The organism is Nostoc sp. 2RC, from assembly GCF_014222165.1.
Taxonomy (GTDB): domain Bacteria; phylum Cyanobacteriota; class Cyanobacteriia; order Cyanobacteriales; family Nostocaceae; genus Nostoc; species Nostoc linckia.
In genome coordinates, this window is the sequence record NZ_JACKZU010000040.1 from 1 (window position 1) to 13,847 (window position 13,847).

A 13,847-nucleotide genomic window follows, 5' to 3' on the forward strand; every position below is an offset into this window, starting at 1 on the left:
CTTTACATATTTTAAAGATGATTTGTAGATAATTCTCTTGATAGAGAATTTTTATATCTCCTTAATATTTACGTTACTAATTCTTTATATTAAGTCAAGGATAGATATATTATTTTGAATAACAGCGATATCTACGGCTATAGATTTGATAAATAATCAAAATCGATAATAAATTATATCCTCAGGAGGATTTTAGAATTGCATAGATGAGTAAAATGTGAGTTGCCATTTAAAACATCTTGCATTACTAGCATTTGCAATTTTCTTTACTTAGCCAGACTCATAATAGGCAACAGGTAATAGGGAAAGAAAGTCTCTTGGTATCTAATACGGTTCGGTTAAAGGGAAAAGGTTTCAAATACATCCTTTATCCTTTTAATATTATATCGGGTGTAATTGTTGATGATGTTAATTTATCGGGTGGAAATGGTGATGATATTTTAATTAATACTGATATTATTAATGTTAGCGATCGCTCTCTAATTATAGGTACACAATACGCTGACAATTTCATCATTTAATTTCAATAAATACACCCAGAAATTAAAAATAATTTCTGAGTGTTATTTCCTAATTAAACAACTACAAAATTGTTGTTAGTTAATGACAAGCCGCTAGATAATTGTGCAAATTGTACTTGAGCAAATGCGCCAGCGCTACCATCTTGGTCAAAGAATAATGCACCTGTAGTTGAGTTATAAATAAACCTTTGAGTGCCACTGGTTGCAGATGCACCGATTCTAAATTGGTTAGCTTTGAGTATGCCTGCTGATAAACCGCCACCAAAACCAGCAGCTGATACTCGAATCACTTCATTAGTAGTGTTGAAATCAGAAATTCTATCAACACCTTCATTGAAACTATTGAAAACGAAGGTATCAACGCCACTTCCTCCAATTAGGCTATCATTGCCATTGCCGCCGGTGAGGGTATCATTTCCATTTCCACCTTTGAGGGTGTTCTTACCAGTGGCATTAGAGGCTATGAGAATATCATTGCCATCCCCACCATCTAAGAGATTATTGCCTGATGAATACTCAATATTTAAGTAATCGTTATCAGCGCCACCGTTGAGAGTGTTGTTGCCTGATGTGACATAATATACATTTAAATCGGAGAGACCATCAAAGCCAGATCCAAAGAGGGAATCATTACCACTCCCTCCATTCAAAAGATTATTGCCTGTTGATAAGTTCACAATTATGGTGTCGTTGCCAGCGCCGCCGTTGAGTGTGTTGTTACCTAAGGCGCTATTTAATCCATTGTAGTAATCCCAGTAGCCAGAAGCGGAGAGACGATCGCTACCATCGCCACCATCAAGCAGATTATCGTTAGCTGAACCGTTAACATTCAAGGTATCATTACCGATACCACCGTTGAGGGTATTGTTGCCAGAAGTCCGCTCAATGCCGTATCTGGTGCTATCGCTAGAAGCAGTCAGATAATCATTACCATCGCCACCATTGAGTACGTTATCGCCTGTTGAAGCCTGAACATTCAAGAAATCGTTACCAATGCCTCCATCAAGTGAGTTAGTGCCTGATGAATAGTCAGCATACAAGTAATCATCACCAGCGCCACCAGTGAGGGTGTTATTACCGGAAGCGCCAATAACGTCGTAGTATTGGAACCCAGAAACAGACAGAGAATCATTGCCATCTTCACCATTGAGGAGGTTATCGCCTGATGAATATTTAGCATTCAATGTATCGTTACCAGCACCACCGTTGAGGGTGTTGTTCCCTAAAGCACCTATAGCATAATCGTACTGTTCGCTAGTGGCAGAGAGAAAATCATTGCCATTGCCTCCATTGAGTAAGTTATTACCTGATGAATAATTAACGAACAAAGAATCGTCAGCAGTGCCACCGTTAAGAGTGTTATTGCCTGAGGCATAGTTAATATTGTCGTAGTCAATGTAGAAGCCAGAAGCTACAAGATAATCATTGTCATAGCCACCATCAAGTAGGTTACTGCCAGCACCACCAATGAGAGTGTCCTTACCAGCACCACCAATGAGAGTATCGTTGCCATCACCACCCCGCAACAAATCATCACCGCTTAAACCGTTGATTTTGTCATTACCCCCCTGACCATTAATCACATCATTTGAGTTGTCTAAACCAGTAATATTGTTAGCAAGGTCATTGAGAAAGGTGACTGTATTTTTGATGCCGATGGTTGTTTCTGTTGAGTTAGCATCCAGAACATTAAAACTGTCAACAATGGTGGTTTGTCCATCAAAAATAATATTGCCAATGGCTGGCGTACTTCCAGAAGCTTTCAAGTTTTCCAAGTCTTCTAACTTGAAATTGTTCAAGATGATTTTTGTATCAGTTAACCCTTCAAAGGTGATTTCCAAGTTTGTGCCATTTTGGGTAAGTAACAGATTTTGTGCAGTCAAAACAGCACCAATAAATTTGATGGTATCAACTTGGGCAATAACACCTGGTGTCGGGTTTGTGCCTTTACCCACTCCACCAAAATCTGTAATCGTATCAATGCCATCACCCAAATTGTAAACAAATCTATCCTTACCACCGCCACCTGTGAGTGTGTCATTGCCTGTGTTACCTGTTATCGTGTCGTTGCCAAGCTTACCGTTTATCGTGTCGGCACTGGTGGTACCCAGTAGAGTATCGTTACCGTTGGTTCCAATGATAGTTGCCATAACTTTCTCCTACTTGAATCGATTGTTGAAGTAATTTCATCTCTCGGTTGTTAGTGCTGTTTTGGCGCACAAAAATTTCTCGAAAGTTGATGCTTTCGATATACTGGATGTCACCCTTGAGGGGTAGCAATTTTTCGGAAAGTTTTACGTCTTCAATGGTTTGCAGATAGCACTTATCTAAATACTTTGGAGTATCTAAGCCTTAGGCACTGTAAAAATTTATGAGGCTGTGTATTGAGTAATAATGATGGCTTCAGGCTTTTTTTAATCAATCAAACCCCAGCATCTCTCGAAAAACATCAAAAAATTAAAGCTTTAATGTCTAATACACGCTTCATGTAGGTTTTTTTGTCAATGCGTAATTATTCCTAACTTAAAAATATTGAACTTTGAAACAGGATAGACAAAATAATTTGTATCCGGTTGTTGTAGGCGATCGCTGTTGACGATCTCACTGAAAAATAGGAAACATCTAAATAACATCTTACTAACAAAATACAGAATATTTACGTAGATTTTGGAAATTTATAGAAATATCTTTGCATATTCTTCATATTGTTTGGTTTCACCATCCAAAATGGATGTAAAGTTACGGATTAATATCATGTTCGGGTGAAGACTTATCATTAGGACTGACGCGGAGACAAGGGAGAAATTTTAACAATCAGTGATTATCCGAACTTGATATGAGACCTATGTAGTATAACAGTTGCCAGGTGGATTACGGCATCAACCAATGGTCAAACTCTGACATCAAAAGACTTTTGAGTCTATTGGTCTAACCTTGCTTCACCTGGCAATTAAGGGATTTCTGATTTTTAGCTACTGGTTAGTTATGTGCGATCGCTAATTTACAATCAAACAACCACAAAATTGTTGTTGCTTAAGGATAACCCAGTAGTAACTAAAGCAAATTGTACCTGAGTAAAAGTACCTGCACTGCCATCTTGGTCAAAGAACAATGCACCTGTAGTCGAGTTATAAATAAACCTTTGAGTACTTGTGGTTGCAGATGTACCGATTGTAAACTGATTGGCTTTGAGTACACCTGCTGATAAACCGCCACCAAAACCAAGAGCCGATACTTGAATTATTTCATTAGTGGCGTTAAAGTCAGAAATGCGATCGATTCCTTGATTGAAACTATCGAAAACAAAGGTATCAATACCACTTCCTCCAGTTAGGCTATCATTACCGTTGCCACCTGTAAGGGTATCATTACCAGTACCACCTTTGAGGGTATTATTCCCGAACGCACCAAAGGCAAAGATATAATCATTGCCATTGCCTCCATCTACAAAGTTATTGCCTGTTGAATACTCAACAATCAAGCGGTCATCACCAGCGCCACCAAAAACTGTATCATTACCAGCATAGTTCCCATTGAGGGTATCATTTCCATTGCTGCCCACAATTAAGTCATCGTACTCTGTACCTGTGATATTTAATTGTTCGATATTCTTATAGCTAACCACTTTCCCATCCACGGAAATATTACCAGCATTGGTAGTGGTATTGACAGCTGAAGTGATTCCTTCAGTAGTACCGTAGTATTCGATTGCCAATAAATCCTTACCTGTGCCGCCATCTATAGTATTATTACTTCCATTGTCGATAGAGGCATTGTCATAAAAGAGGCTAAACTTATCGTCACCAACGCCGCCGTTAAGGGTATTATTCCCAATGGAGTTATGGATGAACAACAAATCATTGCCATCATCTCCATTGAGTAGGTTTTTGCCTGAAGAATAGTCAGCACTCAAAGTATCGTTACCAGCACCACCATTAAGGGTGTTATTTCCACTAGTGCTAAGTATAGGTGAGATAAATACACCAGAGATGGAGATACGATCGTTGCCATCACCACCATCGAGTAGATTATCACCTAATGAAAGACCAGCATCCAAGAAATCATCACCATTACCACCAATGAGTGTGTTATTTCCAGATGACACAGACCCGACGAAGCCACCTGAGGCTGAGAGATAGTCATTACCATCGCCACCATCAAGCAGATTATTGCCTGATGAAGCCTCTACATTCAAGTTATCGTCACCTGCACCACCGTTGAGTGTGTTATTGCCTGAGGCGCTGGAGATAGGTGAGTTATCATCCAATTGGCGAGAGGATACGAGAAAATCGTTACCATCGCCTCCATTCAGTAAGTTATCGCCTTCTGAAAGTAAAATATCTAACTTATCGTTACCCAGACCACCATTGAGGGTGTTATTGCCTGTTGAATATTTAGCATTTAAGTTATCGTCATCAGCGTCACCATTTAGCAGATGATTACCACTTGAAAAGTCAACATTCAAGAAATCTTTACCAGTACCACCGTTGAGGGTATCATTACCACTACCACCAATGAGAGTATCATTGCCCACATCACCTTGGAGTAGGTCATTACCAGTACCACCGTTGAGACTATCATTACCACTACCGCCAATAAGGGTATCATTACCCGCACCGCCAATAAGAGTATCGTTGCCAGTACCACCCCGCAGCAAGTCATTGCCGCTTTTGCCATCGATTTTGTCATTACCTCCTTGACCATTCACCACATCATCTGAGTCATCTAAAGCGGTAATGTTGTTGGCAAGGTCATTAAGGAAGGTGACTGTATTCTTGATGCCGATGGTTGTTTCTGTGGAGTTGGCATCGAGAACATTAAAACTATCAATGATGCTTGTTTGTCCATTAAAGATAATATTAGCGATCGCTGGTCTTGTTCCAGAAGCTTTCAAGTTATCCAAGTCTTCTAATTTGAAGTTTTTCAAGATAACTTTCGCGCCAGCTACCCCTTCAAAAGTAATTTCCAAATTTGTGCCATTCTGAGTCAGCAACAAATTTCTAGCAGTCAACCCAGCACCAACAAATTTAATTGTATCAACTTCGGCAATAACCCCTGCTGTTGGGTTTGTGCCTTTACCTACGCCACCAAAATCTGTAATCGTATCAATACCGTCACCCAAGTTGTAAACAAATATATCCTTGCCACCGCCACCTGTGAGTGTGTCGTTGCCAAGTTTACCGTTAATCGTGTCAGCACTGGTGGTACCCAGTAGAGTATCGTTACCGTTAGTTCCAATGATATTTGCCATGATTTTATTCCTACTTGAATCAAATTTTTGACTTTCTTGTGTTTGTGCTATTTGAACGCGCAAATAATTCACCAAAATTTCGCGTTTTTGGCATACTTTGATGTCACCCTTGAGGGTCACTCATTTTTTAGAAAATTCTCGTTGTTTTGACTTGTAAGTATTACTTATTCAAATATAGGAATCAGATTTGATTGGGAGAGCTACTCGTAGAGATAGGGTTGAGGGAACGGGGAATAGGTAAAAAGTCATAGAAGTGTACCTAGCTTCACACAAATCAAATGTGAATCCTATATATGCCTCAATACTTGTCGGGTTTTGGGGGAAAGGGAAAGGGGAAAAGGGAAAGAAAAAACCTTTAACCCTTACCCTTTAACCTTTTCCCCAAACCAAATTCCAGTTTAAAATCCAAAACCTGAGCAGTATTGATATATGCCTTTGTTTTGAGCGATCGCCTTTGGTATCTAGCTGAAAAATAGGGAATTGAGGTAAGAGGGAATAAAGAGACTAATTTTTAGCAAGGTTGCAATAAGCCGTCAATCAAGTAATATACAAAAGATTTACTGAGCTATCGACACTCTCAATAAATAACTTTACATAATTTGCCAAAATTTTACTGATTAATATATGTTAAGAAAAAAATATTATTTATTATTAATATTTTTTAGTCTTTAGATATGAACCAATACGGTTCGGTTAAAGGGGAAAGGGGAAAGGTTTCAAATAGATCCAAATCACCTTACCCCTTAACCTTTTCCCAGACCACAAGGGAAGTTCATACTGCTTATCCGAACCGTATTGGATGTTGAACAGCTTATTAGTCTTAAACAACTACAAAATTTTCGTTGGTTAAAGATAAGCCAGCAGATAGTCGCGCAAATTCTACTTGAGCAAACCCGCCTGCATTGCCATCTTGGTCAAAGAACAATGCACCTGTGGTGGAATTATAAATAAATCGTTGAGTGCTAGTGTTTGCAGATGTTCCAATTCTCAACTGACTTGTCTGAAGTACACCTGCTGATAAACCGCCGCCAAAACCAACAGCCGATACCTGAATTATTTCATTAGTGGCGTTAAAGTCAGAAATGCGATCGATGCCTTGATTGAAACTATTGAAAGCAAAGGTATCAATACCAGCTCCTCCAGTTAGGCTATCATCACCACTGCCACCTGTAAGCGTATCATCTCCGTTACCACCGTTGAGGGTGTTTTTACCAGTGGCACCAAAGGTATTGAAAATATCGTTGCCATCGCCACCATTAACTAAATTATTACCTGATGAATAACTAATATCAAAGTAATCGTTACCAGCACCACCGTTGAGGGTATTATCGCCTAAGGTTTGATAATAGACTTCGTAATCTTCATCGAACTCGTAGCCAGATGCAGTGAGATAATCATCGCCATCACCGCCATTTAATAGGTTGTCGCCTTCTGAATAGTCAACATTCAAGGTATCCTTGCCACTGCCACCGTTGAGGGTGTTATTACCTGTAGTAATGTAATACGCTCCTCCGTAGCCATAGGTATAACCAGAACCGGAGAGATAATCATTGCCATCGTCTCCATTTAACAGGTTAGCGCCTCTTGAATAGTCAACCTTCAAGGTGTCGTCACCAAGGCCACCGTTGAGGGAATTATTGCCTGAATTGTTATCAAATCTATAACCCTCTACGCCAGAGGCAGTGAGAGAATCATTACCATCGCCTCCAGAAAGCAGATTATTACCTGTGTTAATCCCAGTCCTTAAGGTATCGTTACCAGCACCTCCGATGAGGGTGTTATTACCGTCGGCAATGTTGAGCCAGAAATAATCGTTGCCGGCTCCTCCATCTAGGAGATTATCACCTGTTACAAAGATAGCCTTTAAAGTATCGTCACCAATGCCACCTTTGAGGGTGTTATTACCACTAACCACAGCACTGTAATAGTCGCCAGAAACAGAAAGCTCATCATTGCCATCGCCACCATCTAGTAGGTTATTACCTGTTGAATAGTCTGCAATCAACAAATCGTTACCAGCACCGCCTTTGAGGGTGTTATTACCAGATACCACTTCTCCGTAGTAGTCACCTAAAGCCGAGAGAGTATCGTTGCCATTGCCACCATCAAGCAAATTATTGCCACTTGAAGAGTCAACATTCAAGAAATCGTTACCACTACCACCGTTAAGGGTATCATTACCAGCACCACCGACAAGGGAGTCATTACCAGCACCACCGACAAGGGAGTCATTGTCGGCGTTACCAATGAGAGTGTCATCGCCCAAACCACCAATGAGAGTATCATTGCCCGTTCCACCCCTCAAAAGGTCGTTACCACTTAACCCATCGATTTTATCGTTACCCCCTTGACCATTAATCACATCATCTGAGTTATTTAAACCGATAATATTGTTAGCAAGGTCGTTGAGGAAGGTAACTGTGTTTTTGATGCCGATGGTTGTTTCTGTTGAGTTAGCATCAAGAACGTTAAAACTATCAATGATGCTTGTTTGTCCATCAAAGATAATATTCGCAATGGCTGGTCTTGTACCGGAAGCTTTGAGATTATCCAAGTCTTCTAGTTTGAAGTTCTTCAAGACAATTTTTGTATCATTCACCCCTTCAAAGGTGATTTCTAAATTTGTACCGTTCTGTGTCAGCAATAAATTTCGAGCAGTCAAGCCAGCGCCTTGGAATTTGATGGTATCAACTTCAGCAATAACTCCTGGGGTTGGATTCGTTCCTTTACCCACTCCACCAAAATCTGTAATCGTATCAATGCCGTCACCCAAGTTATAAACAAATTTGTCGTTGCCACCGCCACCTGTTAAGGTATCATTGCCCAGTTTGGCTGTGATGATATCGTTACCAGCTTTACCGTTAATTGTATCTGCGCTTGAAGTGCCCAGTAGCGTATCATTACTAATGGTTCCAATAATATTTGCCATAAATTTTTCCTGCCTAAATCAATCTTTTTTTAACTGGAATTATCAACTTGTGATCCTATTTTTCAGCATCAAAAAATCACCGAAAATTAAATCATTTCGGCATAGATGTGAGGAGAATTAGCAATTGTTCTAATCATCTCCTTGTTAACTAGCTTGTAAATAAGCTGTTCCACATAAAAATTGCACATTAACTAGCCGTCGCCTGTTGACAATTAACAGTCAACAATCAACGACTATCACAACTAACTATGCTTTTTTAGCGTGCATCAGCTTAGCAACTATCCAATCTATTTGGGATTATTTCAGTTCAGCTATTTCAGTGCAAGTTAATCTTTTTATAGGGAACATATAAATAAGACCATACTAATTAAATACTGAATATTTACTTAGATGTCTATATTTCAACAAATATCTTTGCACATTCTTCACATTATTTTACATCGACAAAATTTATGTAAAAACCCTGAAATGAAAGTGATGTTATCAACACATAAAATCTCAGAACTTCTGGTAGTCTTCTGCAACAAATGTCAATAATGCTAGTTTTGAACATCTAGCTGAAAAAGGAAAGTAGGAAGTAAATTAGAAAAGTTTTGTCCATAAGCTTGTAACTGGGGAGTTGAACTAAGAAAAAAATGTTTTCATGCTATGGTTGTGCGATCGCTCCCACAAACACCTAGCTTGAAAATTAGCAAACAGTCTACAGATAAAAACAAACAAGCAAAGAAATTTTTTGACTTTGCTTATCAAGTATTACCTGTGGGTGTTTAACTTTGAGAATATACAATATTTAAGTAACACCATACTAACTAAATACTGAATATTTACTTACATGTCTATGCCTAAAAGCATATCTTTGCATACTCTTCATATTATTCATTGAAAAAAGGATATCTTTAAGTACTGATGTTTCACAGGATTAGGTGTTGAAGCCTTCAGATTTCGTCAATCTTGCTAAACAGATAAATTTACCAAGCCTGGAATTCCTTGTGGGACAAAGAACATTGTTTATTTAAATCAAGGTTTACTTATCTTTTTGTCTTCTTCATACTCTTGTGACGGAGGCGATGAGTAAAAATACATATTAATTGAGTTGGCGATCGCTTATATCAGTCGCCATCATGAAGAATCGCTAAAACATGGATAAAATTGTAACCGCAGATATCATAAAATCTAACTAACAATACTTGCAAACTATTGGTATACATGCTGCAAATATTTACTTAGACAATCTTGTGATGTCATGTACAGTTTAAAACTTATTATTAAGACTGACACGGAGACGAGGGGACGCGGAGGTTTTTTTTGATAAGTGATTAGACAGACATGATATGACGCAATCTTGCATTATCTGGCTTAAAAAGACTAAAACAAAAGAAAATATGTGAAATATAGAGTTAAATGCCCAAATTTTAGCTCATTTAACAGGCGTTGCTGAATTAGAGTATGAATAACCATTCTTTGCGTGAGACTAATTCATACTTTCAATCAGCAACGCCAAATTTTTTAAATCAAGGAACCCTAATTAACGCTAAACAACCTGAAAATTGAAGTTGGTTAGTGACAAATCAGTAGATAGTTGTGCAAATTGTACCTGAGTAAATCCGCCTGCATTACCATCTCGGTCAAAGAACAATGCACCTGTAGTCGAGTTATAAATAAATCGCTGGCTACTTGTGGTTGCAGACGCTCCGATAGTAAACCGACCAGATGGGAGTATTCCAGAAAATAGATCTGGTGATAATCCACCACCAAAACCAACAGCAGATACCCGAATCACGTCATTATTGGTGTCGAAATCATAAATGGTATCTATGCCTTCATTGAAACTATTGAAAGCAAAGATATCATCACCACCTTCTCCATAGAGGCTGTCATTTCCTTCGCCACCGATGAGGTAGTCATTGCCATTACCACCTTTGAGGGTGTTCTTACCAGTGGCAGTAAAAGCTGTGAGAGTATCATTACCATCACCACCATTCAATAGATTATCGCCTGATGAATAGCTAATATTTAAGTAATCGTTACCAGTGCCACCGTCGAGCGTGTTCTGACCTGATGTGACATAAAAAATATCTGGGAAGTAATAATCGTTCTCTATGCCAGATGCAAAAAGAGAATCATTACCACTACCTCCGCTTAGAAGGTTATTACCTGTTGATAAGTCAACATTTAAGTAATCGTCACCAGCGCCACCGTCGAGCGTGTTCTGACCTGATGTGAAAAATACAATATCTGGGAAGTCGTTATTGTTCTCTACGCCAGAGCTGGAGAGAGAATCATTACCACTGCCTCCATTTAGAAGGTTATTGCCTGTTGATAAGTCACTGTCCAATTTATCATTACCATTGCCACCATTGAGTACGTTATCGCCACGTGAATCGTAACTGCTCAAATTATCGTTACCATCGCCACCATTGAGTACGTTATCGCCCTCTGAAAAGTAAACATCCAATACATCGTTACCAATGCCTCCATCAAGCAAGTTATCGCCATCTGAATAATAAACATCCAATCGATCGTCACCAGCCCCACCATTGAGGGTGTTATTGCCCTCTGAGCCAAAGAAGACGTAAGGGTCCAAGAACACGTAGAGAGAGAAAGAATCATTGCCATCGCCGCCAGATAGCAGGCTATTGCCAGACAATTCGCCCTCGTTTCCATCAAAAATCAAGTAATCGTCACCAGCCCCACCATTGATGGTGTCATTACCCAAACCACCAACAAGAGTATCATTTCCCACATCACCTTGCAGCAAGTCGTTACCAGTGCCACCGATGAGGCTATCATTGCCGATACCGCCAACAAGAATATCATTGCCCGCACCACCAATGAGAGTATCGTTACCCGTACCACCCCGCAGCAAATCGTCGCCACTCTTGCCATCAATTTTGTCATTACCTCCCTGACCATTCACCACATCACTTGAGTTGTCTAAACCCGTAATGTTATTGTCTAGGTCATTGAGGAAGGTGACTATGTTGGCAGTGCCGACACTTGTTTGAGTAGAGTTGGCATCAAGAACATTAAAACTATCAATGATGCTACTTTGCCCATCAAAGATAATATTACCGATCGCTGGTTTACCTCCAGAAGCTTTGGAGTTTTCCAAGTCTTCTAGTTTGAAGTTTTTCAAAATGATTTTTGTACCAGTCACACCTACAAAGGTGATTTCCAAATCAGTGCCATTCTGTGTGAGTACAAGCTTTTGTGCTGTCAAGCCAGAGCCTTGAAATTTGATAGTATCAACTTCAGCAATAACTCCTGCTGTTGGGTTTGTACCTTTACCTACGCCACCAAAATCAGCGATTGTATCAATACCGTCACCCAAGTTATAAACAAATTTATCCTTGCCACCGCCACCAGTGAGCGTGTCATTGCCCTTTTTGGCTGTGATGGTGTCGTTGCCTGCTTTGCCGTTAATTGTATCTGCACTGTTGCTTCCTAGTAGGGTATCGTTACCGTTGGTTCCAATGATATTTGGCATACTTTTACTTTCCTGAATGCATTTTTGGGAGTAATTTCAGTTGTCAATAATCGAGTTAGTGCTGTTTGACTGCACAAAAATTTTGCCAAAAATTGACGCTTTCGGCAGAGTTAATTTTGCCCTTGAGAGTTAGCAATTTTTACCCAAGATTTACTCTGAGCAATCAGCTATCGCGCTTTTAATGCAGCACATCCTTTCACGTTGGCTGTTAATGGTTGACATTTAATCGTCAGCAGCCAATAGCATGAGTGACTATGCAATTTAAAAGCGTAATAGCTTATTTATTGAACTATCTCTGACTATCTAAGTCTTAAGCACTGTACAAATCTCTTTTGCCCTGTATTCAGATATAAAACAATTAGTTTGAAGTTGATTTAAATCATCCTGCATCGCTAGCTCAGGTAAGCATTTACCGTAGGCATCGCTGAAAAACAGTTGAAAAATCAATCTAGAATGCGCTCAACACGAAATGTAATAAATTGCTTGCTTTGTCAATGCTTAAGCCTTACTAGCTTAATGGGGCTGCGGACTAGGAAAGAAATATTTTTATACCCTCCTTGTGCAATCGATCGCATGAACATCTAGTCTCCACATAGAAAACATTTAAATAACCCCATAATACATAAATAACGAATATTTACTTGAATGTCCAGACTTTAGTAAATATTTTTGTAAACTTTCTGTAGCTTTTAGTAATACACGTTTTTAAATATGTACATAATTCCTGAATATAGTATTTTTGATTTTGACAAGAAAATAATTTTCTGAGAGTATTAAGCAGATGCCCAAAGGATGGATAAAAATATTTTGCTTAGGAATTGCTGTTTGAAAAATAAGTAAGTCGGCATCAATAATTATCCTTGGGATCGGGCAATAGGGAATAGAAAATAGGCGAGTATATTTTTCTTGATATATAGCAATCCTGAATCATTCATGAGAAATTTAGAACCCATTGGGCGAATAAAATTCGCTACTACACAAACAAAGTCCACCTACGTGGACTTCATTGAATAACCCGCGTAGGCGGGTTTTGTCTGTGTAGCCGCGATTTCTAATCGCCAAGACTGAATAAAATTTTACTATCATAAAAATAAAATCAGTCCGTAGCATTATCTTGTGCCCAAATCAAAACCGCTTGGGGTAAATAAAATTACAAATGCATATATGATTAAATTTAGCGAACAACACTTGCAAATTATTCGCACCCATGCTGAAAACATCTACCCAGAAGAATGCTGTGGTATAATTTTAGGTCATCTGACTAATGAAGGCAAAATCACAGTAGAAGTAATGCCAACAGAAAATGCCTGGAATACAGAGGCGAGTGCTGAATTTTCAGGCGAACGCACAGTGGAAAGTAAAAAACGGCAATATACGATCGCACCATTAGTAATGTTACAAGCACAAAAACAAGCACGCGATCGCTCTTTGAGTATTATCGGCATTTTTCACTCCCACCCAGATAACCCTGCCATACCTTCGGAATGCGATCGCTTGTACGCTTGGCAAGGATACTCGTATATAATAGTTTCCGTCCAAAACGGTAAAGCCGTAGAACTGCGAAGCTGGAGCTTAGATGATAATCATCAGTTCCAAGCACAGACCATTGAAAATATAATTTAACGGCTTAATTTCGATACAGATATCATTTTTCGATAG

The 13,847-nt window shown here is 39.2% G+C and carries 4 protein-coding genes and 2 pseudogenes; 2 read left to right on the forward strand and 4 right to left on the reverse strand.

The window, feature by feature from the left end:
* The first annotated feature begins 317 nt into the window (after nucleotides 1-317).
* Nucleotides 318-521, forward strand: a complete 204-nt coding sequence (locus tag GNE10_RS07080) for a hypothetical protein (protein WP_185564251.1) — start codon at nucleotides 318-320, stop codon at nucleotides 519-521.
* A 53-nt stretch (nucleotides 522-574) separates the two neighbouring features.
* Here the strand turns inward: GNE10_RS07080 and GNE10_RS07085 are convergent.
* The 4 genes and pseudogenes from GNE10_RS07085 to GNE10_RS07100 form a co-directional block, all read right to left on the reverse strand.
* Nucleotides 575-2,671, reverse strand: a pseudogene (locus GNE10_RS07085) (beta strand repeat-containing protein); the annotation flags it as partial.
* An 857-nt stretch (nucleotides 2,672-3,528) separates the two neighbouring features.
* On the reverse strand, nucleotides 3,529-5,772 hold the full coding sequence (locus GNE10_RS36345) for a calcium-binding protein (RefSeq protein WP_185564253.1): 2,244 nt from the start codon (nucleotides 5,770-5,772) through the stop codon (nucleotides 3,529-3,531).
* A gap of 820 nt (nucleotides 5,773-6,592) precedes the next feature.
* Nucleotides 6,593-8,701: pseudogene (locus tag GNE10_RS07095) on the reverse strand (calcium-binding protein); the annotation flags it as partial.
* Nucleotides 8,702-10,232: 1,531 nt separating this feature from the next.
* On the reverse strand, nucleotides 10,233-12,188 hold the full coding sequence (locus GNE10_RS07100; RefSeq protein ID WP_185564255.1) for a calcium-binding protein: 1,956 nt from the start codon (nucleotides 12,186-12,188) through the stop codon (nucleotides 10,233-10,235).
* Nucleotides 12,189-13,352: 1,164 nt separating this feature from the next.
* Between GNE10_RS07100 and GNE10_RS07105 the strand changes: the two genes are divergently transcribed.
* Nucleotides 13,353-13,811 carry a Mov34/MPN/PAD-1 family protein gene (locus GNE10_RS07105; RefSeq protein ID WP_185564256.1) on the forward strand — a complete coding sequence of 153 codons (459 nt, stop codon included), beginning with the start codon at nucleotides 13,353-13,355 and terminating at the stop codon, nucleotides 13,809-13,811.
* Nucleotides 13,812-13,847: the final 36 nt, after the last annotated feature.